General features: G+C 58.9%; 25 protein-coding genes. 10 read left to right on the top strand and 15 right to left on the bottom strand.

What is annotated here, in order from left to right; genetic code table 11:
• Nucleotides 1-3: 3 nt before the first annotated feature.
• The 9 genes from bchY to dxs all read left to right on the top strand — a co-directional run bounded on the left by bchY (nucleotide 4) and on the right by dxs (nucleotide 8,911).
• Entirely contained in the window at nucleotides 4-1,566 is a 1,563-nt protein-coding gene (gene bchY / locus Q1B27_RS19045) for a chlorophyllide a reductase subunit Y (RefSeq protein WP_299849951.1), read from the top strand.
• A 94-nt stretch (nucleotides 1,567-1,660) separates the two neighbouring features.
• Complete coding sequence (bchZ, locus tag Q1B27_RS19040) at nucleotides 1,661-3,133, top strand: chlorophyllide a reductase subunit Z (RefSeq protein ID WP_299849949.1); 1,473 nt, start codon at nucleotides 1,661-1,663, stop codon at nucleotides 3,131-3,133.
• Between the two features lie 4 nt (nucleotides 3,134-3,137).
• Nucleotides 3,138-3,359 carry a cytochrome PufQ gene (gene pufQ / locus Q1B27_RS19035; RefSeq protein WP_299849947.1) on the top strand — a complete coding sequence of 74 codons (222 nt, stop codon included), beginning with the start codon at nucleotides 3,138-3,140 and terminating at the stop codon, nucleotides 3,357-3,359.
• 133 nt (nucleotides 3,360-3,492) lie between these two features.
• Nucleotides 3,493-3,642, top strand: coding sequence for a light-harvesting antenna LH1, beta subunit (gene pufB / locus Q1B27_RS19030; RefSeq protein WP_299849944.1), 150 nt, complete (start codon nucleotides 3,493-3,495; stop codon nucleotides 3,640-3,642).
• A gap of 14 nt (nucleotides 3,643-3,656) precedes the next feature.
• Nucleotides 3,657-3,824, top strand: coding sequence for a light-harvesting antenna LH1, alpha subunit (pufA, locus tag Q1B27_RS19025; protein WP_043145809.1), 168 nt, complete (start codon nucleotides 3,657-3,659; stop codon nucleotides 3,822-3,824).
• Between the two features lie 127 nt (nucleotides 3,825-3,951).
• Nucleotides 3,952-4,791 (top strand): photosynthetic reaction center subunit L, encoded by an 840-nt coding sequence (pufL, locus tag Q1B27_RS19020; protein ID WP_299849936.1) that lies wholly within the window; start codon nucleotides 3,952-3,954, stop codon nucleotides 4,789-4,791.
• Nucleotides 4,792-4,793: 2 nt separating this feature from the next.
• Nucleotides 4,794-5,780 carry a photosynthetic reaction center subunit M gene (gene pufM, locus Q1B27_RS19015; protein WP_299849934.1) on the top strand — a complete coding sequence of 329 codons (987 nt, stop codon included), beginning with the start codon at nucleotides 4,794-4,796 and terminating at the stop codon, nucleotides 5,778-5,780.
• Between the two features lie 3 nt (nucleotides 5,781-5,783).
• Nucleotides 5,784-6,875, top strand: coding sequence for a photosynthetic reaction center cytochrome PufC (gene pufC, locus Q1B27_RS19010; protein ID WP_299849932.1), 1,092 nt, complete (start codon nucleotides 5,784-5,786; stop codon nucleotides 6,873-6,875).
• A gap of 107 nt (nucleotides 6,876-6,982) precedes the next feature.
• A complete protein-coding gene (gene dxs / locus Q1B27_RS19005) occupies nucleotides 6,983-8,911 on the top strand; it encodes a 1-deoxy-D-xylulose-5-phosphate synthase (protein WP_299849930.1) in 1,929 nt (642 codons plus the stop codon).
• 79 nt (nucleotides 8,912-8,990) lie between these two features.
• On the opposite strand, the gene Q1B27_RS19000 is transcribed toward dxs, so the two are convergent.
• The 15 genes from Q1B27_RS19000 to bchF form a co-directional block, all read right to left on the bottom strand.
• Nucleotides 8,991-9,431 (bottom strand): c-type cytochrome, encoded by a 441-nt coding sequence (locus Q1B27_RS19000; RefSeq protein ID WP_299849928.1) that lies wholly within the window; start codon nucleotides 9,429-9,431, stop codon nucleotides 8,991-8,993.
• Between the two features lie 77 nt (nucleotides 9,432-9,508).
• Nucleotides 9,509-10,723 carry a 5-aminolevulinate synthase gene (gene hemA / locus Q1B27_RS18995; protein WP_299849926.1) on the bottom strand — a complete coding sequence of 405 codons (1,215 nt, stop codon included), beginning with the start codon at nucleotides 10,721-10,723 and terminating at the stop codon, nucleotides 9,509-9,511.
• Nucleotides 10,713-11,528, bottom strand: coding sequence for a putative photosynthetic complex assembly protein PuhE (puhE, locus tag Q1B27_RS18990; RefSeq protein WP_299849924.1), 816 nt, complete (start codon nucleotides 11,526-11,528; stop codon nucleotides 10,713-10,715). The genes hemA and puhE overlap by 11 nt, the downstream gene beginning before the upstream one ends.
• Nucleotides 11,528-12,655 carry a magnesium-protoporphyrin IX monomethyl ester (oxidative) cyclase gene (acsF, locus tag Q1B27_RS18985; protein WP_299849922.1) on the bottom strand — a complete coding sequence of 376 codons (1,128 nt, stop codon included), beginning with the start codon at nucleotides 12,653-12,655 and terminating at the stop codon, nucleotides 11,528-11,530. The genes puhE and acsF overlap by 1 nt, the downstream gene beginning before the upstream one ends.
• On the bottom strand, nucleotides 12,652-12,948 hold the full coding sequence (locus Q1B27_RS18980; RefSeq protein WP_299849920.1) for a hypothetical protein: 297 nt from the start codon (nucleotides 12,946-12,948) through the stop codon (nucleotides 12,652-12,654). Before Q1B27_RS18980 ends, acsF begins: the two co-directional genes overlap by 4 nt.
• The gene (puhC, locus tag Q1B27_RS18975; RefSeq protein WP_299849918.1) at nucleotides 12,948-13,433 is read right to left on the bottom strand and encodes a photosynthetic complex assembly protein PuhC; all 486 of its coding nucleotides are present in this window, start codon (nucleotides 13,431-13,433) and stop codon (nucleotides 12,948-12,950) included. Before puhC ends, Q1B27_RS18980 begins: the two co-directional genes overlap by 1 nt.
• Nucleotides 13,434-13,442: 9 nt before the next feature.
• Nucleotides 13,443-14,075, bottom strand: coding sequence for a photosynthetic complex putative assembly protein PuhB (gene puhB / locus Q1B27_RS18970; RefSeq protein WP_299849916.1), 633 nt, complete (start codon nucleotides 14,073-14,075; stop codon nucleotides 13,443-13,445).
• 15 nt (nucleotides 14,076-14,090) lie between these two features.
• Entirely contained in the window at nucleotides 14,091-14,864 is a 774-nt protein-coding gene (gene puhA / locus Q1B27_RS18965; RefSeq protein ID WP_299849914.1) for a photosynthetic reaction center subunit H, read from the bottom strand.
• Between the two features lie 27 nt (nucleotides 14,865-14,891).
• Nucleotides 14,892-16,337, bottom strand: coding sequence for a PucC family protein (locus Q1B27_RS18960; protein WP_299849912.1), 1,446 nt, complete (start codon nucleotides 16,335-16,337; stop codon nucleotides 14,892-14,894).
• Nucleotides 16,334-17,014: a magnesium protoporphyrin IX methyltransferase gene (bchM, locus tag Q1B27_RS18955; RefSeq protein ID WP_299849910.1), complete on the bottom strand. Its 681-nt coding sequence runs from the start codon at nucleotides 17,012-17,014 to the stop codon at nucleotides 16,334-16,336. The genes Q1B27_RS18960 and bchM overlap by 4 nt, the downstream gene beginning before the upstream one ends.
• Entirely contained in the window at nucleotides 17,014-17,910 is an 897-nt protein-coding gene (bchL, locus tag Q1B27_RS18950) for a ferredoxin:protochlorophyllide reductase (ATP-dependent) iron-sulfur ATP-binding protein (protein ID WP_299849908.1), read from the bottom strand. Before bchL ends, bchM begins: the two co-directional genes overlap by 1 nt.
• 43 nt (nucleotides 17,911-17,953) lie before the next feature.
• Nucleotides 17,954-21,526 (bottom strand): magnesium chelatase subunit H, encoded by a 3,573-nt coding sequence (locus tag Q1B27_RS18945; RefSeq protein WP_299849907.1) that lies wholly within the window; start codon nucleotides 21,524-21,526, stop codon nucleotides 17,954-17,956.
• Nucleotides 21,516-23,042 carry a ferredoxin:protochlorophyllide reductase (ATP-dependent) subunit B gene (bchB, locus tag Q1B27_RS18940; protein ID WP_299849906.1) on the bottom strand — a complete coding sequence of 509 codons (1,527 nt, stop codon included), beginning with the start codon at nucleotides 23,040-23,042 and terminating at the stop codon, nucleotides 21,516-21,518. The genes Q1B27_RS18945 and bchB overlap by 11 nt, the downstream gene beginning before the upstream one ends.
• Nucleotides 23,039-24,316, bottom strand: a complete 1,278-nt coding sequence (locus Q1B27_RS18935) for a ferredoxin:protochlorophyllide reductase (ATP-dependent) subunit N (RefSeq protein ID WP_299850007.1) — start codon at nucleotides 24,314-24,316, stop codon at nucleotides 23,039-23,041. Before Q1B27_RS18935 ends, bchB begins: the two co-directional genes overlap by 4 nt.
• Nucleotides 24,317-24,351: 35 nt before the next feature.
• Nucleotides 24,352-24,840: a 2-vinyl bacteriochlorophyllide hydratase gene (gene bchF / locus Q1B27_RS18930; RefSeq protein WP_299849905.1), complete on the bottom strand. Its 489-nt coding sequence runs from the start codon at nucleotides 24,838-24,840 to the stop codon at nucleotides 24,352-24,354.
• Between the two features lie 335 nt (nucleotides 24,841-25,175).
• On the opposite strand from bchF, the gene Q1B27_RS18925 reads away from it, so the two are divergent.
• The gene (locus Q1B27_RS18925) at nucleotides 25,176-26,000 is read left to right on the top strand and encodes a hypothetical protein (protein ID WP_299849904.1); all 825 of its coding nucleotides are present in this window, start codon (nucleotides 25,176-25,178) and stop codon (nucleotides 25,998-26,000) included.
• Nucleotides 26,001-26,066 lie beyond the last annotated feature (66 nt).

Here is a 26,066-nt window from a genome sequence, read left to right as displayed (position 1 = left end):
TGAATGGCCGACGAGGTCACATACGATAGCGCGGCACAAGCCGAGGTCATCAAGGGAAAACCCCGCGAGGGGATGCCCAAATTGCAGGGCGATCCCGGGCTGGGCTGCCATTCGGGTTCCGAGATGGAAAAGGCCGCGCATATGGCAGGCCAGTCAGAACTGCTGGATCAATACGCGCGCGACTACCCAAAAGGCCCGCATGACAAACCGCAAAGCATGTGCCCGGCCTTTGGCAGCCTGCGTGTCGGATTGCGCATGAAACGTGTGGCTACGGTGCTTAGCGGATCGGCCTGCTGCGTCTATGGCCTTACCTTTGTCAGCCATTTCTACGGAGCGCGCCGCTCTGTCGGCTACGTCCCATTCAACTCCGAATCCCTCGTAACCGGAAAACTCTTCGAAGACATCCGCGATGCGGTTCATGAGTTGGCTGATCCCGACCGGTTCGATGCAATTGTCGTAACCAACCTTTGTGTGCCAACCGCAAGCGGTGTGCCGCTTAGGCTGCTCCCGGATGAGATCAACGGCGTACGCATTGTCGGCATTGATGTGCCTGGCTTTGGCATCCCTACACATGCAGAGGCAAAGGACGTTTTGGCCGGGGCAATGCTGAACTACGCCCGCAAGGAAATCGAAGCAGGGCCGGTGGCGGCCCCTGAGGGTGGCAAATCCGATCGCCCAACGGTGTCATTGTTGGGGGAGATGTTCCCGGCTGATCCGGTGATGATTGGCGCGATGTTGGCCCCAATGGGACTGGCCGCCGGGCCGGTTGTGCCCTGCCGTGAATGGCGTGAATTATACGCAGCACTGGATTGCGGCGCGGTGGCGGCGATCCATCCGTTCTACACGGCTGCGATCCGCGAATTCGAGACGGCAGGCAGGCCCATCGTGGGCAGCGCGCCGGTGGGCCACGACGGCACCGCGGACTGGTTGAAGTTCATCGGGGATGCCTTTGGAATCGCGTCCAAAAACATCTCGGCGGCGCAGAATGCGTTTTTGCCCGCGATCAAGGGTGCGCTGGCGAAGGCACCCATTGATGGCACGATCACGTTAAGCGGTTATGAGGGCAGCGAGCTGCTGGTGGCGCGACTGCTGATCGAAAGCGGCGCGGAGGTTCCTTATGTGGGCACGGCCTGCCCGAAAACGCCGTGGTCGGCAGCGGATGCTGACTGGCTGCGCGCCAAGGGTGTCAACGTCAAGTTCCGGGCCTCGCTGGAGGATGATTGTGCGGCGATGGAAGGGGTGAAACCGAACCTGGCCATTGGCACCACCCCGGTTGTTCAAAAGGCAAAAGAATTAGGTATTCCAGCACTTTACTTCACCAACCTAATCTCGGCCCGGCCACTGATGGGGCCTGCGGGTGCGGGCTCTCTGGCCGAAGTGGTCAACGCCGCCATCGCCAACAAGGAACGCATGGATCACATGCGGGAATTCTTTGATGGTGTGGGCGAAGGCGACACCGCGGGCATCTGGGAAGGCAGCCCCAACCTGCGCCCCGAATTCCGCGCCCTGAACCAGAAGAAGCTGGACAAAGCGGCGCGTGTCGCCAAAGCGCAGGAGATGATCTGATGTGCTTTGACACCGCGAAATCCAACGTCGGTATTACGTCGGTATTACGTCGGTATTGCGTCGGTGGAAATGTCGGTATCCGGGCAGGTGCGCCATGCTGATTCAGGATCATGATCGCGCTGGTGGCTATTGGGGGGCGGTATATGCCTTCTGTGCCGTCAAGGGGTTGCAGGTCGTGATCGACGGCCCGGTGGGGTGTGAAAACCTGCCGGTGACGAGTGTCTTGCATTACACCGATGCGCTGCCGCCGCATGAATTGCCGATTGTTGTCACTGGACTGGGCGAAGAGGAGCTGGGCCGCGAAGGGACCGAAGGGGCGATGAAACGCGCCTGGGGTACACTCGACCCGGCATTGCCCGCCGTGGTGGTTACCGGGTCCATCGCCGAGATGATCGGTGGTGGCGTGACACCTCAGGGGACCAACATTCAACGCTTCCTGCCGCGCACCATCGATGAAGATCAATGGGAGGCGGCAGACCGGGCGATGACCTGGCTTTTCACCGAGTTCGGTATGACCAAGGGCCGGATGCCGCGCGAGAAAAAGCGCGAAGAAGGGGCCGCGCCACGCGTCAATATTCTGGGGCCGATGTATGGCACGTTCAACATGCCATCGGACCTGCATGAAATCCGGCGTCTGGTCGAAGGCATCGGGGCCGAGGTCAACATGGTGCTGCCGTTGGGTGCGCATTTGGCTGAGATGCGTGACCTTGTGAATGCGGATTTGAATATCTGCATGTACCGCGAATTTGGCCGTGGCCTGAGCGAGCTTCTTGAAAAGCCGTATCTTCAAGCGCCGATCGGCATCGAATCCACGACACTCTTTTTACGCAAGCTGGGCGATATGCTGGGGCTGGACCCCGAACCGTTTATCACCCGCGAGAAACATTCGACAATCAAGCCGGTCTGGGACCTTTGGCGCAGCGTGACGCAGGATTTCTTTGCCACGGCCAGTTTTGGGATCGTCGCCAATGAGACCTATGCCCGCGGCATCCGTAATTTCCTTGAAAACGATATGGGATTGCCCTGCGCCTTTGCGGTGGCGCGCTGCGCGGGCAGCAAGACCAACAACGAGGAGGTTCGGGCGCTGATCGGCCAGCACAGGCCCCTGATCCTGATGGGGTCGATCAACGAAAAGATGTACCTGGCAGAGTTGCAGGCCGGACATGGGCCAAAACCGGCGTTCATTCCAGCCAGCTTTCCGGGGGCGGCGATCCGTCGTGCAACGGGCACGCCGATGATGGGATATGCCGGGGCCACGTATCTGGTGCAGGAGGTGTGTAACGGCCTTTTTGACGCGCTGTTTCATATACTGCCGCTGGCGACCGACATGGATGCTGCCAAGGCCACGCCGACACCGCTTCGACGGGATTTCCCGTGGGATGCGGACGCTCAGAAAGAACTGGACCGGATCGTTTCAAGCCATCCGATCCTGACCCGAATTTCCGCTGCAAAAACCTTACGCGACGCTGCCGAGGAATCCGCCCTGCGACAGGGTGCCGAACGCGTTGTAGTCGAATACGTCCGGGCGCTTTCGCCTGAAAGCGACCAAACCCAGAAAGAGGAGTAACCTCATGACTGATATGACATCAAACCCACCGCCCCGCGCCCGCAAGGGGCGCCGTAGTGTCGAGTTCTGGGTCTATTTCACGATCATTTTCCTTTTTGCCCTGCCATCTGCCCACTTCCGCTGGGGCCGCGACGTTGTGCGCCGCGGTTCGCTGAATGTGCGAGGACCGATGGCACGTGCATGGTCTGAAGCCGACAGGCTGACGCCCATCATATTCTCGGTCTGAGCCATGGTGGCCCATGATCCGAGACCCGACTGCCTGCCCGCGAGGGCGGACAGACCCCTGAGGGGCCAGACCGGCCCCGACGGACCCGGCCGCGGGGTACGCGGCGTCAGCGTAACGTTCCGGAGGAAAGTTTATGGCTGATAACACCGACCTGTCTTTTACAGGTCTCACCGACGAGCAAGCCCAGGAGCTGCATTCCGTCTACATGAGTGGCCTTTGGCTATTTGTGGTGATTGCAGTGGTTGCACATCTTGCGACCTACATCTGGGCGCCTTGGTTCTGAGGAAGGATTGATAAATGTCCAAGTTCTACAAGATCTGGCTCATTTTTGATCCACGCCGCGTGTTTGTTGCGCAGGGCGTTTTTCTCTTCCTGTTGGCTGTGATGATCCACCTGGTGGTTCTGTCGAACGGCGTCAACTGGTTTGAAAACGCTGCCGCGTCACGGGCTGCCGCAGACGAATGAGCCAAGGGCGCAAGTCCTTACGAAGACCGTTGCGGGCGGCATGCTCGTCGCCCGCAACAAACGGAACAAAAAAATAACGACGGCTTGAGGTTTGAACCGAAAAAGCCGCCAGATGCGGAGAGAAAAGATGGCTTTGCTCAGCTTTGAAAGAAAGTATCGCGTCCGCGGTGGAACGCTTATCGGCGGCGATCTGTTCGACTTTTGGGTGGGTCCTTTTTATGTCGGCTTTTTTGGCGTCACGACGGCGTTTTTTGCGCTGCTCGGGACAATTCTGATTTTCTGGGGTGCTGCGCATCAGGGGACATGGAACCCCTGGCTGATCAATATCGCGCCGCCGGATCTGAGTTACGGCCTTGGGGTTGCGCCCCTGATGGAAGGGGGGCTGTGGCAGATCATCACGATTTGCGCCACCGGCGCCTTCATCAGCTGGGCGCTGCGCGAGGTTGAGATCTGTCGCAAGCTCGGCATCGGGTATCATGTGCCGTTTGCCTTCAGCTTTGCCATTCTGGCCTACATGACGCTGGTAATCTTCCGGCCCCTCCTGATGGGGGCGTGGGGGCATGGGTTCCCTTACGGGATTTTCAGCCATCTCGATTGGGTCAGCAACACCGGCTATGCCTATCTGCATTTCCATTACAACCCGGCGCATATGCTTGCGGTGTCGCTGTTCTTTGCCACCTGCTTTGCGCTGGCACTGCATGGCGGGCTGATCCTGAGTGCGGCCAATCCGGAAAAAGGCGAAGAGATGAAAACGCCGGATCACGAAGATACGTTCTTTCGCGATTTCATCGGCTATTCGATCGGTACGCTGGGCATTCACCGGCTCGGCTTTCTGCTTGCGATCAACGCGGTCTTTTTCTCGGCCGTATGCATCATCATCAGCGGCCCGGTTTGGACAAAAGGCTGGCCCGAATGGTGGAACTGGTGGCTTGAGCTGCCGATCTGGCCCGGACAGGGAGGGATGTGATCATGGCTGAGTATCAGAACATATTCACGCAGGTACAGGTCCAGGGCCCGCCGGAAATGGGCATGGACAACGAAAACAACATGGCCGCCGAACGGATGCTGCAACCGTTCTACAGCAAGCTGGTGGGCTGGATTGGTAACGCGCAAATAGGTCCGATCTATCTGGGATGGACCGGGATGGTCAGCGCGGCCACGTTCATTCTGTGCATGAATATCATCGGGATCAACATGCTGGCGCAGGTCAACTGGTCGATCCCCGAGTTTCTGCGGCAGGGTTTCTGGCTGGCGCTTGAGCCGCCCAGCCCTGAATACGGGCTGAGAATGCCGCCGTTACAGGATGGTGGCTGGTACATCATCGCGTCCTTCCTGCTTTTGGTCAGCGTCTGCACCTGGTGGCTGCGCACCTATCTGCTTGCTGAACAACACAAGATGGGCAAGCACGTGGCCTGGGCCTTTGCGTCGGCCATCTGGCTTTTCCTGGTGCTGGGCCTCTTCCGCCCGATCTTGATGGGGTCGTGGTCCGAGGCGGTGCCGTATGGGATCTTCCCCCACCTGGATTGGACCACGGCGTTCTCGATCCGCTATGGCAACCTTTACTATAACCCGTTCCACTGTCTTTCGATCGTCTTCCTCTATGGCTCGGTCCTGCTGTTTGCGATGCATGGCGCGACCATTCTGGCGGTGACCCGCTTTGGCGGTGATCGTGAGCTGGAGCAGATCGTGGATCGCGGCACGGCCACCGAACGCGCAGCGCTTTTCTGGCGCTGGACCATGGGGTTCAACGCGACGATGGAGGGCATTCACCGCTGGGCCTGGTGGTTTGCGGTGCTGACGCCGATCACTGGCGGGATTGGCATCCTGCTGACCGGTACGGTGGTCGATAACTGGTTCATCTGGGCGCAGGAGCACAATTTTGCGCCGATGTATGACGGCTCGTACGGCTACGAAAACTATGGCTCTTACGAAGCCTTTATCGGGCGGGAGGAGTAGATCATGTTACCTGACTGGTTCAGCAAGTGGAATCGCGAAAACCCGACGGATGTCGAACGTCCCGCGATTATCTTTGGGGCGGTGGGGGTGGCGGTGATCGCCGTTATCGCGCTGATCGTCCTTGGGCAGCCTTTTGCAACGGCGAGCCTGCAGACCGGACCGCGTGGCACAGGCATGGAGGTGGTCGAATTCAAGTCAGACCTGGCCAAGCCTGACCCCACGATCGAGCTTTTTCTGAGTTCGACTTCGGACCCGGTTGTGCCAACTGGCAGCGAGCAGACTGCCGGGGCCGCACGAGAGAATGTGCCGCCGGGTTTGGAGAACCTGACCATAGAAAACTATGATCGTCTTCTGGCTGCGATGCGGGCCTGGACCGGTATTCCCGACCTTTTTGACGATGCGGAATCCTACCAGACGGCGGTGGGCCATGTGATGATCACCATGACCCGGAACATCAATGAAAACTGGGATGGCCATGTCAACGCCAACAAGGAGGTCGGCGTGACCTGTTTCACCTGCCATCGCGGCGAACCGGTGCCAAGTGAAGTCTGGTTCAAGGCGACGCCTGTCAGCAAGGCCACCGAAGGTTGGTCTGCGGTTCAGAACCGGACGACACCGCTGAGCAGTTTTACCTCGTTGCCGTCGGATGCGCTGGAGACATTCCTGTTGGATTACGGAACGATCGGCGTGCATGATTTCGAGTCGCGGGTTGCTGGCATTCCGGGCAAAGATGACTATCCGGGTATTCAACACGCCGAGCGCACCTATGCGTTGATGAACTACGTGGCAAACTCTCTGGGTGTGAATTGTACTTTCTGCCACAACACCCGTGCATTTTACGATGGCTCTCAGGTCACCCCGCAATGGGGTACAGAAAGCCTTGGCATCCAGATGGTGCAGGAAATCAACAACGAGTACCTTGTGCCGCTGGAAGGCCTGTTGCCCGAAGAGCGTCTGGGGCCAGTGCATCAGGACGCCCCGAAAGCGGCCTGCAAGACATGTCACAAAGGGTATCAGCAACCGCTTCAGGGTACCAATGTGATCGGCGACTGGCCGGAGCTGGCCACGTCTGAAGCACCAGAATACGGCAATTGAGCTAAGGATATCGGCCCCCGACCGGGCCGTCGTCATTTCCATCGCGCCGCCCCAAGGCGACAACCGCCGCATGGGCGACGCCACCCACCCCGAAAGGAGGGCGTGCGATGACCCATCAACGACCAAAAACCCCCTTGCTTGACCGCGTTGCGGGCCCGGCTGATCTGCGGCATTTGCCCGATAACCAATTGGCCGCCCTGGCTGATGAGCTGAGAGCCGAGGTGATTGACGCCGTTTCGGAAACCGGTGGACATCTGGGATCAGGCCTTGGTGTGGTGGAGCTGAGCGTGGCAATTCACGCGGTGTTCAACACGCCGATGGACAAACTGATCTGGGATGTGGGCCACCAATGCTACCCCCATAAAATCCTGACCGGGCGGCGCGACCGCATCCGTACCCTGCGCCAGAAGGACGGGTTGAGCGGCTTTACCAAGCGTAGCGAGTCCAAGTTTGACCCGTTTGGTGCCGCGCATAGCTCAACCTCGATCAGTTCAGCGCTGGGTTTTGCGGTCGGGCGCGACATGGGGCAACCCACGGGGGATGCAATCGCCGTGATCGGCGATGGGGCGATCAGCGCGGGGATGGCCTATGAGGCGTTGAACAATGCCGGGGCCGAGGGGCGGCGGCTTTTTGTGATCCTTAATGACAACGAGATGAGCATTGCCCCTCCAGTGGGTGCGATGTCGACTTATCTTTCCGGCCTTTATGCCAATGAACCGCTGGCCAAGATGAAATCGTTGGCCGAGGGGTTCGAAGCTGCCTTGCCGGCACCCGTCCGCGAGGGCGCCCGTCGCGCGCGGCAATTGGCAAGCGGTTTGACGGGTTCCGGGACATTGTTCGAAGAGCTTAGTTTTGACTATATCGGGCCAATTGACGGGCATGACATGCGCCAGCTTCTGCCGGTGCTGCGCGCCGCACGGGTGCGGGCCACCGGGCCGGTTCTGATCCATTGTTGTACGGTCAAGGGCAAGGGCTATGCCCCGGCCGAGACCAGTGCCGACAAATATCACGGTGTCTCGAAATTCAACGTGGAAACCGGAGCAATGGCCAAGAAGGGCAGCGGGGCGCCGTCCTATACCTCGGTCTTTGGCACCGCACTGACGGAAGAAGCCGCGCGCGACCCGGATATCGTGGCCGTAACGGCGGCGATGCCGTCGGGGACCGGCCTGAACATCATGGCCGAGCGGTTTCCGGCGCGGGTTTTTGACGTGGGAATCGCCGAGCAACACGCGGTGACGTTTTGCGCGGGGATGGCGGCAAGTGGCCTGAAGCCCTTCTGCTCGATCTATTCGACCTTCCTGCAGCGCGGGTATGATCAGGTCGTACATGACGTGGCCCTGCAAGGATTGCCAGTGCGTTTTGCGATCGACCGGGCCGGGCTGGTGGGGGCCGATGGGGCCACGCATGCCGGGGCGTTCGACATCGGCTACCTTGGCAATCTGCCAGGTTTCACGGTCATGGCTGCCTCGGACGAGGCAGAACTGGTGCATATGGTGGCAACGGCGCGTGCGTATGACGAAGGGCCAATCGCCTTCCGTTATCCGCGCGGTGCGGGCACGGGTGTAGAGCTGCCCGAACGTGGCGAGATACTGGATATCGGCAAGGGGCGCATTCTACAGCAAGGTGACGACGTGGCGATCCTGTCCTTCGGGGCGCATCTGCCGGAATGTCGTGCGGCCGCAGAGGCGCTGGCCGGCGACGGGCTGGGCGTGACCCTGGCCGATGCACGGTTCGCAAAGCCACTTGATACCGATCTTGTGCTGAAACTGGCGCGTGAACACCGGGCCTTGATCACGGTCGAGCAAGGTGCCGAGGGCGGGTTTGGTTCGATTGTCATGCATGCTTTGGCGCGCAACGGGGCGTTCGACAGTGGCCTTGCAATTCGTAACATCTGCCTGCCGGATCGTTTCATTAATCAGGCCAACCCGGCCGAGATGTATGCCGACGCCGGCATGACGGCGAGCGATATTGCCGCTGCTGCGCGTGCTGCACTGGGACAGGCTGCCAATGTCGTTCCGCTGACGCTTGCGCGCTGAGACAGACGTTAAATGCAAGACAGGCCGCGCGATTGGGTTCGCTGCGGCCTGTTGTTTTATCGGTTGGTGTAATACGCGCCTATTCGGCGTCAGGACCTACTGAGACCAGATAAGCCCAGACATCTTTGGCTTTGTCGCCATTTTTCAGTTTGAATGTCATTTTGCCCTTGGCCTTGCTGTCATCGAGGTAACTTTGCAGAAATCCGGTTGGGTCCGCGACATAGTTTACAAAGTCCTCTTCATTCCATTCCAGTCCGGCGTCGCCTGCGGCGGTTACGGATTTTGAATATTTGAACCCTTCCACCGATCCGGCAGCACGGGTGTAAACGCCATAGAGGTTTGGCCCCGTCTTGCCCCCTTTGACAATATCGGCACCGTCAGCGTCCTGGATCATGTGGCAGGCTTTGCATTTCTTGAACTCTTTCTCGCCCGCCTCTGCGTCCCCGGTTGCGTGCCCGTCGGCATAGGCCGACGTCGCGAGCGCGAAGGCGGAAAACATCGTAACAATTCTGGAATTCATTTCTTACCTCTGTTGGTTTTTCGACGTGGCTTAGCCCATCGTCCAGATCGCCAACGCTGCCTCGAAAGTTTCGCCCATCAAGCGACCGCATGGGCGATTGCGCATTGTTTCCACAACACGTTCAGGGCCTCGACCAGGCGGTCGATATCCGCGTCGGAATGCAGGGGTCCTGGCGTAAAGCGCAGCCGCTCGGTTCCCTTGGGAACGGTGGGATAATTGATCGGCTGAACGTAGATTCCATAGTCGCGCATCAGGATGTCGGACAGCATCCGGCATTTGACCGGGTCCTTGATAAGAACAGGGATGATGTGGCTGGGATTGTCCATATGCGGGATGCCGCATTTGTCGAGTTGAGATCTGAGGCGGGCAACCTGCTGCCTTTGGCGCTGCCGTTCAGTGCCAGAGGTCTTGAGATGCGCAATCGACGCTTTTGCTGCCGCGGCCACCGCCGGGGGCAGGGCCGTGGTAAAGATGAACCCGGAAGCGAACGAGCGGATGAAATCGCAAAGCGCGGTCGATCCGGCGACATATCCCCCCATACAGCCATAGGCCTTGCCAAGTGTGCCTTCGATCAGGGTGATCCGATCTGCCAGACCTTCGCGTTCGCTGACACCGCCGCCACGCGGGCCGTAGAGGCCGACGGCGTGGACTTCATCCAGATATGTCATCGCCCCGTGCTTTTCCGCCACCTCGACGATTTCAGCCATCGGGCAGATGTCACCATCCATCGAATACACGGATTCGAAGGCGACGATCTTGGGTGCATTGGCGGGCAGGGCGGCGAGTTTTCGATCCAGGTCTTCGGGGTCGTTATGCCGCCAGATCACCTTGTTGGCGCGGGAATGGCGGATACCTTCGATCATTGATGCGTGATTGAGCGAGTCTGACAGGATGACTGCATCCGGCAACCTGCTGCCCAAGGTCGAAAGGGCCGCCCAGTTTGACACGTAGCCGGATGTAAAGAGCAGTGCGTCCTCTTTGCCGTGAAGATCGGCCAACTCATTTTCAAGGGCAACATGGTGGTGATTTGTTCCCGATATATTCCGGGTGCCGCCTGCGCCTGCGCCGCAGCTGTCGATCACATCCTTCATCGTCTGTCGAACGATCGGATGCTGGCCCATGCCCAAATAGTCGTTGGAGCACCAGACCGTCACCTCGTCAGGGGCATTTTCGTCATGGCTCTTTGCCTTTGGAAAGGCGCCGCATCGTCGCTCAAGCTCGGCGAATATCCGGTAGTTGCCTTCATCTTTCAGCGCATCGAGCTGCGCATTGAACATCGCATCAAAATTCATGATGTCCCTCCGTTTGGGTCGTAGATTGTGGTTTCGGTTTGGGCGCGGGGAGCATCCAGCGCCAGAGTTTTGCATCGGGCAGCGGCAGGACCATCAGCCAATGTTCCAGCAGTGCCAGTGCCGTGATCGCAGTCAGCAAGGCAAATCCGGCAACCTCTCCAGCCGTATCTGCCGCATGGAGACGCTCCAGCCAACAGGCGACGGCAAAGCTGAGGGCCGTGACCGAGAACGGGAAAATCCAGTTCAGGCGGGAAATCCGGAAATGGCTGGGCAGATGGCGCAGCACCTCCGGGATAAATTCGGTATTGATCCGCGGCACCCCGTAGAAGAGGTTCAGTTTTGCGGAAATGCGCGCAAAATAGAGGATCGTGAAGGTCCACAGGCCAAAGCCGTTTACTGCCCCCTGGCTGAAAAGCCAGAGCAGAACAAGGACCAGCACCAATAGCATTTCGTGATAGGCGATGGTGCCCCAGGCGCGGACGAAACGTTCCCATTCTGGGGTGTATTCCGGGCATTCGTAGAGATTAGGGCCGGTAATCGTGCCGGTCAGAAAGGCCAGTTCTATCCAGCCCCAGATTGCCAGCGCCGCAAGGAAGGCGCCATAGGCGGCCTGAAGGCCCGGGTCATGCAGGGTTGCGCCAAAGCCCCAGATTCCAAAGCCCAAGACAGGCAATCCTGCAACGGTACAGATCAGGCGCGCCTGCCGACCGCGACGGTCGGCATGGCGCACGAGCCAAAGGATCGCCCCGGTGGAAAACCACCAGGCAAAGAGCGCAAAAAGAGCCGCGATCCAGGGTGTCGACATCAGTACGCCGGCTCCAGCCGTGTTGATACGGGCACCTGATGCTTTTTGGCCGGAATGAAGTAGAGCCCGGCAAAGGCCGTGGCCGCCCGGGCGCTGGCGGTGATCCGGCGCAGGAAAGCCAGCGGTCCGGTGGCAGACTTGGCCTCGGCCAGATCGGCATTGGCCTTTTGCAGCCGTTTCAACCCGGCGCTCCAGCGCGGGCTGTCGATATCCAGCGTGATCGGGAAGATCTGCTTGGAAAGTTCCGACGTCTTGGTGAACACCGCATGCCCGTACCAATCGGGATCGACGCCAAGCGCTTGGTGAAAGGCCGGGCGCTGATGGTCACGCACATACATGGTCGCATAAACCGCCGTGAGGAAGAATTTGATCCAGAGCACGTTGCGGCCGGATGTCAGCTTGGGGTCTGTCTTCATCAGCAAAGCAAAGGCCTCGCCGTGGCTGAACTCGTCATTGCACCACTCTTCGAACCATTTGAAGATCGGGTGGAAGCGGTGTTCTGGATTGGCCTGAAGATGCCGGAAGATGGTGATGTAACGCGCATAACCGATCTTTTCGCTGAGATAGGTGGCGTAGTAGATGAATTTGGGCCGGAAATAGGTGTATTTCTTTTTCTGGGTCAAAAAGCCGAGATTGACCCGCAGGCCAGCTTCGCGAAGCGCATCATTGATGAAGCCCGCATGGCGCGCTTCGTCCCTTGCCATAAGCTGGAAAAGTTGGGTGATGTCCTTGTTGTTTCCCCGGCGCTTCATTTCCTTGTAGAGAACGCAGCCCGAGAATTCGGCTGTGCAGGAAGAGATCAGGAAATCGATGAATTCCTTCTTGAGCTCCGGCTCCATATTGTCCCAGTCGACATGATCCCAATCTTCGTTCTTCTTGAAGTGACCCTTGTTGGGGTCTGACATCATTTGCGCGATGAGCTTGTCCCAGTCCTCGCGCACCGGCGAGACATCAATACTGTCCAGTTCGTCGAAATCGGTGGTATAGAACCGGGGGGTCAGCAGCGTGTTTGACATCGCTGTCTCGGTGGCCATCTCGTCGGTATATTGCTTGTCCAGCGCCTCGGCGATCTCCAGACCTTCTTCGACAGTTGTGGCATCAGCGGTATGTTTCAGTGGGGAATTCATAGCGTCACCTCCTCGGAAAACGAGAATTCGCATAGTTCCATCACTTCGAAATCACCGGTCAGTCGTGTCCAGAGCCGCTCGAGCGCTGAGGCCCGAAAGATGGTCGCCTTGCGTTCTTCACTTACGATCTGGCCGAAAGGGGCCATGATCTCGGGTCCGTGGACCTTTACCTCGTCACCGGGGTAGATGACCGCGCCGTTGTTGAAGCGGACATGCGCGTGCAGACTTTCAAACTTGTGACTGATTTCCACTGTACACGGCGCATGTTCGATATCTTTGGTAAGCCATCCCATTATTGGCCTCCTCTCTGTTGTGGTGCCAAAAGCCGTGCGAAGGCCTTGGCGTTACCTGCGCCGAATCCCATTAAATCGGAGCTCCAGCCTGTGCTGGGGTCTTGAATTGAAATGCGTCCCGTGTCCTGCCAGATGAGTTGCACGGGACCGTCAAGCGGGACGCGGTTTTTCAAACGCTCACGTTCGACGACGCGTCCGACGCCGGAGATAAACCCACCCTGTTCGGGTGACAGGTCGGCGACCAAGGTACCATCCGCATCACGGACGGTGGCCGCGCCGCTGGTGCTGACCGCCAGATGGACAACCCGGCTTGCCACGGTCTTGCCTTCGGGCGGGGTTGCGATCAGCGGCGTGTTGGTCATCCGCGCCAGTGTCACAATGGCGAGGCAGACCAGAACCAGCACCAGCATCATCCGCACCATCATGCGCGGTATCAGTTCCTTGTCGTGCAGCTTTGCTGGCTGGTGGGTTTCGATCTGTACCATTTGGTCCTCTTATTCTGCGGCAACGGCCGTTGGGGGAACATATCGCGATACTTGGGGCATGCTGATCCGGGCCTCGGCTGCTTCGGACAGCAGGCGGGCCACTCTTTCGGCGTCGGGGATGCAGCGCAGCGCCGGTTGCGTGCGGCGCATGACCCAGGGGCGCGTATGTGGCCAGCACACCAGGTATGACAGGCGGGTCTTGCCCATTAGATCCATGGCAATCGTGCCGGTCCCATCGCGGTTCAGCTTCAGGTTGGCGTTTCCAACCTGTGTAAAGGGCAGGTTCAGCGTGACGGTCAGCGCCGCACCGATACGCATGGCGACACGGCGATTTGTGACCGTGTAGACCGTGGCCCTCGCCTGGACATATCCAACGATCAGGAGCAGGGCGCAGACGACGAGGCCCATGATCAGAAATGGCGAAGATGCGGCAAACGCCGTGATGACGCCCGCCTGATCGACAAGCGTGATGAACCGCCAGACAGCCAGAAAGACGAAATATCCCGCGACCCAATAGAGGTTCAGCGCCTCGCGCGTCAGCGCCCACCAGTTTGGCCGGCCCTGCCAGAGAATTTCTTCCCCCTCAGGCGGCGGTTCGGGCAGGCCCTTGACCGGTTCTATTGCGAAGTCATCGTGGCTCATGATGCGTCTCCCAGATTATCCCAGCACCGGCTCTTGCCGTTCTTCACTGGCGTAAAGCGTGCCGCCGGCGAAGTAGCCGCAGATCTTGTCTTCCTCGAGAAGGGTCACCTGATGCGGCGACGCGATTTGTGGCACGCCCGCGAAATGCTTGCCAAAGATCGAACGGACCTTGACGCAGTCGGATTTGATGCACGCCATGGTCAACGGGACAAGGCGTTTGCCCTTGCCGAATTCACCGTCCAGTTCGAATTCGAGATAGCGCACCATTTGTTCAGGTTCGTCGATCCACATGTCAGTGATCTTGCCGACGATGGCACCGTCACCGGCCTTGACTGGTAACCCGCGCGGATCGCGGCCTGCGGCGACGCTGAACTGTTCATGCGAGGCCATCGGGACAATCTTGGGGTGGCCCGCACCGTTGAGTTCGGGGATGTCACGGCGGGGTGCCCAGGACGCGGGGCCAACGCCATCTGCCATCGGGTCACCGGTCGGGGCAAAGGGAAATCCATTGCCCGCCGCGGTTTTTTCCAAAGGCAGGTCCGCGCGTTCGGGTGTCTGGCCGGATGGAACAGCCTTGTCGCCGCGCCCGTGGGGCAGCTTGAAGACCTTGTCGTCCGGCACCGGGAACATGCCCTGGTTTGCCGAAGGCTTGCCATCGTCATCCTCAAGCGGGTAGCCCTCGCGCATGTTTTCGCGCTGGATGTAGAAGATCAGCAGCGCAAAGAAGATCCAGAACAGCCATAATGTCAGGCTGGCCAGGTCGAAGTTTCCAAAAAATGGTTCGGTCATCTCAGTTTCCTCTCCGCGGTTTACGTCTCATGTTGGAAAATCGGCCAGGCCCACGGGTGCCGATTTGCGGTGTTGCGTCTTGGATGGGCGGCGCATGTTGCGCACCAGCGGTCCGAGAAGGGCCAATGTGACAAAGATCAACCCGATCTCGATGTGGTAGACGAATGAGTATCCGGTCGCCGGGGTGTTCAGCGCCTCGCCCCAGGCCCCCGAGGTGGCCAGGGCATTGACCCAGTCGCGCAATCCACCGCCAAGGGCGATGGCCAGCCCCGCCGCCGTGGCCTGTGCAGCCCCCCAGGCGCCGAGCGCCAGGCCGTGACCCGAAGCGCCGCTGGCTTTCATGTTCATCGCGGCGATCAGCGTTGCGACGGCGAATAGGCCGCTCCCAAATCCGATCAGGCCCGCGCCGATAAAAAATATGGTGGCCGAATTCATGGGCGCGGCAAAGATCACGGCCGAGAAGGCGTAGATGCCCACGACCAGTCCGGCCCCAGCTATGCGGTAAGTATCGCTGCCGCGCGCCAAAAGCCGTCCTGCCAGTGCGAAACCGGCCAGTGCGCCAAGCGCCCAGAGGGCTGTCAGAAAGGTCGTGGCCGACACCGAAAGGCCCAGAATTTCACCGCCATAGGGCTCCAGCAGCACGTCCTGCATATTAAGCGCCATCGTGCCAAAGAAAACCACCGCCAGCAGCCGCCCGGCCTCGCCGCCCCTTGTCAGATCGGCCCAGGCATCACCAAAACGAGGCCGGGGAGCGGCACGTTCTTCCTGGGACATCGGGCGAACTTTTTCCTGTTTCCAGAGCGCGATGAGGTTGAGGATGATGCCGACAGAAGCGGCCCCCTGAACCACGCGCACCAGCGTCAGGCTTGAAAAGTCAGTGAGCAGCCACCCGATGATGACTGCCGACACCCCCATGCCCAGCAGGAACATCACGTAAAGCAGCGCAACCACGCGTGGGCGGGTTTCGGGGTCGGCGCGGTCCGTTGCCAATGCCAGCCCGGCGGTTTGGGTCATGTGAAGGCCAAGCCCGGTCATCAGAAACGCAAGGGCCGCCAGGACTTCGCCAGCCCAGGACGGGCCAACGGTTTGTTCCCCCGATAGCACAAGCAGTGCAAACGGCATGACGGCCAGACCGCCCATTTGCCAAAGCGACCCGAACCAGAGGTATGGGATGCGTTTCCAGCCGATGGCGCTGCGGTGCGTGTCTGAGCGGAATCCCAAAAGCGCACGGAAGGGGGCAATCAGAACGGGCAGCGCAATCATGAAGGCCACGATCGTTGCCGGTACGGACAGTTCGACAATCATCACGCGGTTAAGCGTTCCCAGCAGCATTACCGTGGCCATGCCGACGGACACCTGAAACAGCGACAGGCGCAGCAACTGACGCATCGGCAACCCTTCACTGGCGGCATCCGCGAAGGGCATGTAACGCGCAGAAAGTTGCAGAAGGGCGGCAGGGGGGCGACGGATCATGGTGTGAACTCCATCGCTTGCGAGATGTAAAAGCCCAAGCTGACGCGGCGCAATGCTTTCAGATCCCCGCGTATTTCAGACTGTAGCAAGGCGCGGTTCAGCCGGGCAGGTGCATGCGGGACCATGGTGGGAGAGCGATCGGTGCGCGGAAAAAGCTGCCCCAGCCGCCACATGGCCATCAGCAGCGGTGTGCGGGGTGCCACGGTGAAGTTCACATGCCCCGAGGTTCGCGCGCCAATTGCACCGAGCACCTGGGCGATATCCGCGCCGCTGTAATAGATCAGGCTATCCATCGCGATCACGTAATCGAACTTTCCCAGGGAAGGGTCTGACATGTCGCCGATACAAAAATCGACGCGGGAGTGCAGGTTGATTGGGAGGCGTTTTTGGGCAATGTCGATCAGCGAGGGTGATATATCGACACCAACCACTCGGGCGCCGCGCGTCGCCAGTTCGGAGGTCATTTGACCAGCCCCGCATCCGGCATCCAGAATGCGCGCGCCGGTCAGATCATCAGGCAGACGCGACAGTAGTAACGCGCGCATCTCGTCCCGACCCCGGCGGACCGTTTCGCGAATTTTCGAAACCGGTGCATCACTGGTCAGCCGTTCCCAGGTGCGGGTGGCTGTCTTGTCGAAATAGGTTTCGACAGAGGCTAGGGTGCGGTCATAAGACATCAGTCAAATCCCAGCAGCTCGAATATATCGCGGTCTTGCATTGGGGCAGGGGCCAACGGCTCGGTCCCGTTCCAAAGCGTTTCGGCAAGGCGAACGTATTCCTTGCGGCAATTGACGATATCTTCCTCGTCATCCATCTCGAAAAGCGTCTTCTTTTTAAGGCGCGAGCGGCGGATGGCGTCGATATCGGGCATATGGGCAATGCGGTTGAAACCCACCGTGCCACAATAACGATCGACCTCGTTGGTATCTTTCGACCGGTTGGCTACGCAGCCGGCCAGGCGCACCTTGTAGTTGGCCGATTTGGCCTGAACCGCAGCGATGATCCGGTTCATCGCATAAATACTGTCGAAATCGTTAGCCGTGACGATCAGGGCGCGGTCGGCATGTTGCAGGGGGGCTGCAAATCCGCCGCAAACTACGTCCCCCAGCACGTCAAAGATCACCACATCGGTATCTTCAAGCATGTGATGCTGTTTCAGCAGTTTGACGGTTTGTCCCACCACATAACCGCCGCAACCGGTACCCGCCGGGGGGCCGCCGGCCTCAACGCATTTCACTCCGCCCCAGCCTGTCGCAACGAAATCCTCGGGACGCAGTTCCTCGGGGTGGAAATCGACCTCTTTCAGGATGTCGATGACGGTGGGTTGAAGTCGACCCGTCAGTGTGAACGTGCTGTCATGTTTGGGGTCGCATCCAATCTGCAACACGCGCTTGCCCATCGCCGCAAAAGCCGCCGAAAGGTTCGAGCTGGTCGTGGATTTGCCGATGCCGCCCTTGCCGTAGACGGAAAACACCTTGGCACCTTCGATCTTGGCGGCGGGATCCTGATGAACCTGGACCGACCCATCGCCGTCCTGACCCTTGATAAGCGGAATTTCGTCGCGGGGGCTCATGGCGTGGTCCCTTTCTGGGAATGTGGGACGGGTGAAGTGCATTTCATTCTGCGGCAACTCCCTCTAACTGGTCTTCCATCGCGTCAGCGGCATTGCGCAACGCATCAAGTGTGGCGTCGTCCGGTTGCCAATAATCGCGGTCATGTGCTTCGAGCAGGCGGTTGGCCATGCGGGACGAGGCAGTGGGGTTGAGGTCAATCAGGCGCTGGCGCATGTCTTCATCCAGAACGAAAGTTTCCGAGATACGCTGATAAATCCACGGTTCGACCTGCTGGGTGGTGGCCGACCAGCCGACCGTGTTGGTGATATGGCTTTCGATCTGGCGCACACCTTCGGCACCATGCTTCAGGAGCGCCTCGTGGAATTTGGGGTTGAGAGATCGCGACCGGGTTTCCAGGGCAACCTGATCGGACAATGTGCGTACCTGACCTGCGCCACGGGTCGTATCGCTGATATATACGGCGGCTTCCTGTCCTCCGCGGGCGCGACGGACCGCGCGTGAAATGCCGCCCAACGTGTCAAAGTAATGATCGACAGACGTGATGCCCAACTCGGTGGATTCGAGGTTCTGGTAGGCCAGATCAACATCGCTTAGCACTTTTTGCAGCAATTGGGTGTTCTGCCGGGCCTTGCCGTTGGTGCCATAGGCAAAGCTTTTGCGTGCCTCGTAGGCGTCGGCCAGTTCATCTTCGTCCCCGAAGGCTGAACTATCGACCAGCATGTTGACGTTGGACCCATAAGCACCTTCGGCGTTCGAAAACACCCGGAGCGCTGCGGTTTCAAGGTCGCATCCAATTTCATTGGCATAGGCGATGGCGTGGGCGCGCACAAAGTTCCGCTCTGGTGGTTCATCGGCGGTGGCCGCCTTGAGGGCGGCCTCGGCCAGAAGTTTGGTCTGTAACGGCAGAAGATCGCGGAAAATGCCCGAAAGCGTCATGATGACGTCGATGCGCGGGCGACACAGCTTTTCAAGCGGGATGAGATCAGCGCCACATAGCCTGCCGAAACTGTCAAACCGCGGCGTTGCCCCCATTAAGGCCAGGGCCTGTGCGATCGGTGCGCCGTCAGACTTGATATTGTCAGAGCCCCAGAGCACCAGTGCCACGGTGCGTGGTATCGCCTTATGGGTGCGCAGCAGTAATTCTGCCTGCGCTGCGCCATCGCGGCAGGCAAATTCCGTCGGCATCCGGAAGGGATCGAATGCATGGATATTGCGGCCTGTCGGAAGAATATCGGGTGACCGGATCAAATCGCCACCCGGAACCGGCGCGGTGTAGCGGGCGTCAAGTGCGTTTAGCAGGGCGGGTAATTCACTGTCGTATTGCAGCAGATGATCGACGCGGGCACGGGTTTCGTCATCCGCATCCGCCAGAAGCGCCAGATAATCGGCCCGCGCCTCGGCGTTCATCGGTTCGCCCAGCACATGCAGACCTTCAGGGATCAACGCGTCTTCGGTTTCCAGAAGCTTCAGCCAGAGCATTTCGGCATCACTGCCGTCCATGTCCACCGCGGCAGCCTGTTCGGTAATAAGGGTTTCGATTTCGGGGCGTTCGGGCGCGTCAGGGGCGGTTTCGCGCCAACGGGTCAGGCTGTCTTTCAACTCGGCCAGCCCCTTGTAAAGCCCGGCACTGGACAGCGGTGGCGTCAGGTGCGTGACCGTTACGGCGCCCGAGCGACGTTTGGCCAGTGTCGCCTCGGACGGATTGTTGGAGGCGTAGAGATAGACATTGGGCATATCGCTGATCAGGCGGTCGGGCCAATCTTTCGCGCCTGGACCTGCCTGTTTACCCGGCATGAATTCCAATGCGCCGTGCATCCCGAAATGTAATAAAACATCGGCCCGGAATGTGTTTTTGAGCCACAGGTAGAATTGGGTGAACGCATGGGTTGGAGCAAAGCCGCGTTCAAAAAGCAAGCGCATCGGGTCACCCTCGTAACCGAACGCAGGCTGCAGGCCGACAAACACGTTGCCGAACCGGGCCCCCAGAACAAAGACACCACGCCCGTCGGACTGCACCTTGCCCGGTGCTGGGCCCCATTGGGCCTCGATCTCAACCAGCCAGGGAGTATCCGACACGATAGTATCTGCACCGACATGGGCGGCGACATTGGCCTCTTGTCCGTATTGTTGCGCGCTGCCCTCAAGCACGGCGGCGCGGGTTTCCTCGACAGTGGCGGGAGGGGTCAGGTCATAACCGCGCGCGGCCATTGCGTGCAAAGTGTTGTGCAATGACCGGAAGACATCGAGATAGGCCGCTGTACCCGCTGCCCCGGCGTTTGGGGGAAACCCGAAGAGGACAATTGCAACCCGGCGATTGGCAGTGTCCGAACGGCGAAGCAGGGCCAGATTTTCTATCCGATTTGCGAGGTGTTCAATCCGTTCAGGGCAGGGTGCCATTGCCTTGACCGTGGAATCGGCCTGACAGGCATGCGCGCAGCCGGAACATCCTTCGGCTCCGTGGCGCCCGGCAAACACCGTGGGGTTGGTTGCACCGTCCAACTCGGGCAGTGCAATCAGCATCGTGGTTTCAATCGGGCCCAGGCCCTGCGCAGAGGTGGCCCATTGATCCAAGGTCTGAAATTCAAGCGGATGCGCGGCGATATAAGGAATATCAAGCGATTTCAGTATATTGATAGCCGCCTCATTGTCATTATAGGCGGGGCCGCCCACAAGGGAAAACCCGGTAAGGGACAGCAATGCGTCGATCCGGGGCAGATCGCCTTCGCGGAAGAACGTGTCGATGGCCGGCCGTCCGTCAAGCCCACCGGCAAAGGCCGGCAGAACCCTTAGTCCTCGCGCTTCAAGCGCGCGTATCACCGCATCATAATGCGCCGTATCGCCGGACAAAACATAGCTACGCATCATCAGCAGGCCAATCGTGGCAGCCCCGGGGGCAGCCGCGGGAAGGGCCGCCAGGTTGGTGGTGATACGGTCCGGCAGATCCGGGTGATACAGTCCGGTATCTGGATAGGCGAAGGGTTCCGCTGCTTTTGCCCCGCGCCAGGCCTCGATACGCGCATAGCGTGAGACCAGAAAGCGTACCATTGCATCGACATTATCATCCGACGCGCCCAGCCAGTATTGCATCGCAAGAAACCATGCCCGCAGGTCCTGTGCCTTGCCGGGGATCAGGCGCAATATGCGGGGCAGCTGACGCAGGAGCTTCATCTTGCGCGCGCCTTTTTCCACAGAGGGCTTGCCCGCGCCGCGCAGCCTTGCCAGCAACTTGCTGGTGCCGGATTTTGGAGCGGACATATCCAGCGTCCCCATCCGGGTCAGTTTTACAATCGCGCCGTCCGCGATGATGCCGACCATCGCGTCGCATTCAGCGCGACGTGCTCTCAGGTCAGGCAGGATCGCGTTTATATGTTCTTCGAGGAAAAGCAGATTGGCGATGATGATGTCACCGCTGGCGATGGCCTCTTTAGCGGCACGCAGAGCATCGGGGCATTCACCCCATTCAGCGGCGGCATGAACGCTGAGCTTGAGACCCGGGAAATCCCTGGCAAGAGTGCCGGCAACCCGGTTACACGGACCGGCCGCATGGGAATCGAGCGTCAGGATTACGACATTATAGGCGCGGGGCGCGCGGGATATGACGATGTCATCGCGCATAATATGCCTTTGCCTCGTAAAGAGTGTCGATGCTGATCTCGTGCATGCCCTGATTGGTGGCAAAAAGTTCGGTGTTGCGGCGGGCTTTGCCGCGCACGAAAAAGGGAATTTTCCGGAGTTCTTTTTCGGCATCCGCCAGCCAGATGATGTCGGCAGTCTGCTGGGCTGGTTCCGCAGTCTCTGTCGGTTCATTAGTGGATTGGAGCGCGGTGCCGCCGTGATGGCTCGGACCTGCGGCATCGTTAAATTCGAAATCGTCGCGGAACATGTGCAGCAGATGTTCCTCGAGCCCCATGACCAGCGGGTGTACCCAGGTGTCGAAAATCACGTTCGCACCTTCGGACCCCATCTGTGGCGCATAACGAGCCGGGAAATCTTGAACATGGACCGGGGACGAGATGACCGCGCAGGGGATGCCCAGACGTTTGCCGATGTGACGTTCCATCTGGGTGCCCAGGATCATCTCGGGGGCCAATCCAGCGATGCAACGCTCGACCTCCAGATAGTCATCGGTGATCAAAGCATCGACGCCGTAGTCTTTGGCAAGGTTACGGACCAACCGGGCCATTTCGCGGTTGTAACAGCCAATTCCCACCACCTCGAAGCCCATTTCGTCGCGGGCAATCCGGGCTGCTGCGGCAACATGGGTGCCATCGCCAAAGATGAACACGCGCTTGCCGGTCAGATACGTGGAATCGACGCTTGACGCATACCATGGCAGGCGGAGGCGTGTTTTGTCGAACTGCGGTTTGACACCCGCGATTTCAGCCACTTCGGCCACAAAATCCAGGGTTGCGCCAACACCAATCGGGACCACCTTGGTGAAGGGTTGTCCCAACTCGCGCTCCATCCAGCGACACGCGCTTTCGCCCGTTTCGGGGTACATCAGGATGTTGAAATGTGCGGCCCCCAGCCGGGTGATATCCTGGGGTGTGGCATCATAAGGCGCACAGACATTGACCGAGATGCCCATATCTTCGAGCAGTGCGGCCACCTCTGTGATGTCGTCGCGATGACGAAAGCCGAGGGCCGTCGGGCCGATCAGATTGCAGCTTACATGCTGGGTGCGTTCCATTGGCCGGGCCAGATGGCGAACGATCTGAAAAAAGGTCTCGTCGGCTCCGAAGTTTTCCTTGCGTTGATAGCTGGGCAGATCAAGCGGGATCACCGGCACCGGCAGGCCCATCGTTTCCGCCATGCCACCGGGGTCATCCTGAATGAGTTCGGCAGTACACGAAGCGCCCACGATTATCGCCTGAGGTTTGAAACGGTCATAGGCGTTTTGGCAGGCTGTCTTGAAAAGATTTGCGGTGTCAGCGCCGAGATCGCGTGCCTGAAACGTGGTGTACGTCACTGGCGGGCGATGATCGCGCCGTTCGATCATGGTGAAAAGAAGATCGGCATAGGTGTCACCCTGCGGCGCGTGCAGCACGTAATGCAGGCCTTTCATCGCGGTGGCGACGCGCAATGCTCCGACATGTGGTGGGCCTTCATATGTCCAGACGCTCAGCTTCATTCGGCCGCCTCCAGCCTTAGCATCTCGCGACGACGGAGCGGGCGGGAGAAAAGGCCCGCCAGATCGCCCGCCTGTTCGTAGAAATGGACCGGAGAGAAGACCAGTTCGATGGCCCATTTGGTGGCCAGTCCTTCGGCCTCAAGCGGATTGGCCAGACCCAGACCGCAGACCGTCAGATCGGGGCGCGCGTTACGGCAACGATCGAGTTGCAGATCGACATCCTGTCCTTCGGCAATGGTGGGCCCTTCGTCTAGCAGATCCATGTCGGGGCCCACGATGCCCTTATGGATGAAGGGTGCGGACACTTCGATGGCCTGCATGCCGCATTCGCGGGTCAGGAACCGTGCCAGCGGGATTTCCATCTGGCTGTCAGGGAAAAAGAAGATTGATTTGCTAGACAAGGTTTCGCCAGCTTTTGCTATCGCGCGTCTGGCGCGGGCACGGGGCGCGTCTGTCACGGCGTCGAAATGCGCCTGATCAACGCCGAATTCTTGCGCCACGGCCAAAAGCCACGCGGTGGTGCCTTCTTCGCCAAACGGGAAAGGCGCGGGTATGTGACGCGCCCCGCGCCTTTCCAGGGCGGCATGGGTGCCCCCCAGAAACGGTTGAGTGAGAGCAAAAACAGTGTTCGGGCCAACAGATATGCCACTGTCCAGCGTCCGGGCGGGCAGGACGGATACATTCTCGATACCGAGTTTGGCCAGCAGGTCCAGTGCCTGGTCTTCGACGACATCAGGCAACGCACCGACCATAAGAAGCTGCCGCGCGTCGGTATCGGGCAAGACCGGGACCATCGCGGCAAGGCAGGCATCTTCGCCTTCGGTGAACGTCGTTTCGATACCCGAACCGGAATAGTTCAGAACCCGGACCTTGGGAGCATATTGCGCCGACAGCCTTTCGGCGGCGCGCGCCAGATCCAGCTTGATGACTTCGGAAGGGCAACTGCCAACAAGAAATAACTGACGAATATCCGTTCGGCGCGCCAAGAGGTCCTGAACAACACGTTCCAACTCGTCCTGGGCGTTTTTCAGCCCGGCAAGATCTCCTTCTTCCAGAATGGCAGTGCCAAACCTGGGTTCGGCAAAGATCATCACCCCGGCTGCCGATTGCAGAAGGTGAGCGCAAGTTCGCGACCCGACCACCAAAAAGAACGCATCCTGCATCTTGCGGTGCAGCCAAATGATGCCCGTCAGTCCGCAAAACACTTCGTGTTGGCCGCGTTGTTTGAGAATCGGTGCGTTGCGACACCCTTTGGTGGACGGCGCCGGAACCATATCAGGATTGGGAATTTCAGGCGTTTCGTGGCGGGTCATGCAACGCCTCCCGCCTGTTTCCGTGCAGCCCTGAGCTTGAGCAGAAACTGACCGGCATTGATGACATAAGCCGCGTAGGCGGTCAGCGCCAGAACCATCAGGCCGGCAGGGGAAAGCGCACCCGAAAAAAGCGCCCAGACATAGCCAGCATGCAGGGTGATTACGGCGAAGCTAAAGACGTCTTCCCAAAAGAATGATGGTGCGAAAAGATATTGACCGAAAACGACTTTTTCCCAAATAGCACCAGTTACCATGATCAGAAAGAGAAAGCCGGTTTTGATAAGGATCGAGAGCGTGGCCAATTCGTATCCATGGCCGGTCAGCAGGAAGCGCAGAACGAGGCCCAGGGAGACGAGAAAGACCAGGAACTGGGCAGGGGCCAGAACGCCTTGGACCACGGTCCAGATGCTCGCATCACGACGGGCGCGTTGCACATCAGTGTATAGTTTGGTGCCCTCAGATTTATGCGGCGCGTGTGGCGTCATTTTCCCTCACCGACCGTAACGTTCAGCTTTGATGCTATGTGTTGCGGTGACGTAGTGTCAATTATAATTTACACAATGAAATTTAGTTGTGTAAACTTAGAAGGTTGCGCAAAGTTACTGGTGCGCAGTAGGCAAATTTCTATATTTCAACTTGTTTTGTAGAAGTTACGCTGGCTTCCTGACGTGTTTCCACGACTTTTTTCAGGGCACATTCTTTCAAGTGTCAACTATAATTGACAAAATGATACGATTTGCACACACTCTGAATCATTGAAGCAGCAAAAACAGAACCGTTGAAAGCGGCGTCACCGGAAATGCGTCCGAAGGAGGGGCACATGGAAGAACGCTTGAGTAAGAACGCTGGTGAACGAAGTGAAAAGAATATTGGTTCAGCAAAACAATCCCCGGCAATTCAGTTTCTTGTTGAAACTGCCTTGCAATCACTGATGCGCGAGGACGCAAAAGCCAATTCCCGCAGCAGCACGGAATGGGCTGCTCAACTGGGAAAAGCGGTAATGGCGGAATCTGATGCCGCGCATGAGAAGGTAATGTCTTCACTGATTGCGTCGGGCGTCAGCAGCGAGGATTTCTATCAGTTCTACATTCCTGATGCGTCGCGTTATCTCGGAGAGAAGTGGGTCAGCGATGAAGCGAGCTTTGTCGAGGTCACGACTGGCGCTTCACGGTTGCAGGCATTCTTCCGGAATCGACCCAATACTGAGGGTGCTCAGCGGCTGATGGGCGGTGGGAGCCCGACAGGCCCATCGATACTGATGATTATACCGAGTTTCGAACAGCATTCGCTAGGGGCCTTCGTGGCAGCTGATGGGTTACGTGGACGCGGTTTCTGGGTCCGGATGGCGATCGGGATGAATGATACGGAGTTGATCGAACTTATGTCATCCGGTCGCTTTTCTGTAATAGGGATAAGCCTTGCCACGTGGAAATCTGTTGAATGCGCAGCTGAAATGATTGGTTCCATCCGCAAATGTGTGGAAAATTTGCCACCAATCGTCGTTGGCGGACGCGTTATCGAGGATCGGAAGCGGATAACACAGTGTACAGGCGCGGACTATGCAGTTAAGTCAATTCACGAAGTGATAAAGTGTTGCGGGCTTGAAACCGCGACCGATTTGTCTCCAATCGCTGGGGTCGGGTAGCTGGAACGTTGAATTTAGTGGGGAAGTCGTTTGGCACGGCAAGAACCTAGAGCCGATATTTTGCAT

Source organism: uncultured Roseovarius sp. (assembly GCF_947489715.1).
In the GTDB taxonomy this organism is placed as follows: Bacteria; Pseudomonadota; Alphaproteobacteria; order Rhodobacterales; family Rhodobacteraceae; genus Roseovarius.
The sequence above is the reverse complement of the archived record's forward strand: the minus strand, read 5'-3'. Positions and strand labels throughout refer to the sequence as shown.

Excerpts from the sequence above, each read along its gene's own strand:
- bchY (WP_299849951.1), top strand. The coding sequence starts at position 4 with ATGGCCGACGAGGTCACATACGATAGCGCGGCACAAGCCGAGGTCATC.
- bchZ (WP_299849949.1), top strand. The coding sequence starts at position 1,661 with ATGCTGATTCAGGATCATGATCGCGCTGGTGGCTATTGGGGGGCGGTA.
- pufQ (WP_299849947.1), top strand. The coding sequence starts at position 3,138 with ATGACTGATATGACATCAAACCCACCGCCCCGCGCCCGCAAGGGGCGC.
- pufB (WP_299849944.1), top strand. The coding sequence starts at position 3,493 with ATGGCTGATAACACCGACCTGTCTTTTACAGGTCTCACCGACGAGCAA.
- pufA (WP_043145809.1), top strand. The coding sequence starts at position 3,657 with ATGTCCAAGTTCTACAAGATCTGGCTCATTTTTGATCCACGCCGCGTG.
- pufL (WP_299849936.1), top strand. The coding sequence starts at position 3,952 with ATGGCTTTGCTCAGCTTTGAAAGAAAGTATCGCGTCCGCGGTGGAACG.
- pufM (WP_299849934.1), top strand. The coding sequence starts at position 4,794 with ATGGCTGAGTATCAGAACATATTCACGCAGGTACAGGTCCAGGGCCCG.
- pufC (WP_299849932.1), top strand. The coding sequence starts at position 5,784 with ATGTTACCTGACTGGTTCAGCAAGTGGAATCGCGAAAACCCGACGGAT.
- dxs (WP_299849930.1), top strand. The coding sequence starts at position 6,983 with ATGACCCATCAACGACCAAAAACCCCCTTGCTTGACCGCGTTGCGGGC.
- Q1B27_RS19000 (WP_299849928.1), bottom strand. The coding sequence starts at position 9,431 with ATGAATTCCAGAATTGTTACGATGTTTTCCGCCTTCGCGCTCGCGACG.
- hemA (WP_299849926.1), bottom strand. The coding sequence starts at position 10,723 with ATGAATTTTGATGCGATGTTCAATGCGCAGCTCGATGCGCTGAAAGAT.
- puhE (WP_299849924.1), bottom strand. The coding sequence starts at position 11,528 with ATGTCGACACCCTGGATCGCGGCTCTTTTTGCGCTCTTTGCCTGGTGG.
- acsF (WP_299849922.1), bottom strand. The coding sequence starts at position 12,655 with ATGAATTCCCCACTGAAACATACCGCTGATGCCACAACTGTCGAAGAA.
- Q1B27_RS18980 (WP_299849920.1), bottom strand. The coding sequence starts at position 12,948 with ATGGGATGGCTTACCAAAGATATCGAACATGCGCCGTGTACAGTGGAA.
- puhC (WP_299849918.1), bottom strand. The coding sequence starts at position 13,433 with ATGGTACAGATCGAAACCCACCAGCCAGCAAAGCTGCACGACAAGGAA.
- puhB (WP_299849916.1), bottom strand. The coding sequence starts at position 14,075 with ATGAGCCACGATGACTTCGCAATAGAACCGGTCAAGGGCCTGCCCGAA.
- puhA (WP_299849914.1), bottom strand. The coding sequence starts at position 14,864 with ATGACCGAACCATTTTTTGGAAACTTCGACCTGGCCAGCCTGACATTA.
- Q1B27_RS18960 (WP_299849912.1), bottom strand. The coding sequence starts at position 16,337 with ATGATCCGTCGCCCCCCTGCCGCCCTTCTGCAACTTTCTGCGCGTTAC.
- bchM (WP_299849910.1), bottom strand. The coding sequence starts at position 17,014 with ATGTCTTATGACCGCACCCTAGCCTCTGTCGAAACCTATTTCGACAAG.
- bchL (WP_299849908.1), bottom strand. The coding sequence starts at position 17,910 with ATGAGCCCCCGCGACGAAATTCCGCTTATCAAGGGTCAGGACGGCGAT.
- Q1B27_RS18945 (WP_299849907.1), bottom strand. The coding sequence starts at position 21,526 with ATGCGCGATGACATCGTCATATCCCGCGCGCCCCGCGCCTATAATGTC.
- bchB (WP_299849906.1), bottom strand. The coding sequence starts at position 23,042 with ATGAAGCTGAGCGTCTGGACATATGAAGGCCCACCACATGTCGGAGCA.
- Q1B27_RS18935 (WP_299850007.1), bottom strand. The coding sequence starts at position 24,316 with ATGGTTCCGGCGCCGTCCACCAAAGGGTGTCGCAACGCACCGATTCTC.
- bchF (WP_299849905.1), bottom strand. The coding sequence starts at position 24,840 with ATGACGCCACACGCGCCGCATAAATCTGAGGGCACCAAACTATACACT.
- Q1B27_RS18925 (WP_299849904.1), top strand. The coding sequence starts at position 25,176 with ATGGAAGAACGCTTGAGTAAGAACGCTGGTGAACGAAGTGAAAAGAAT.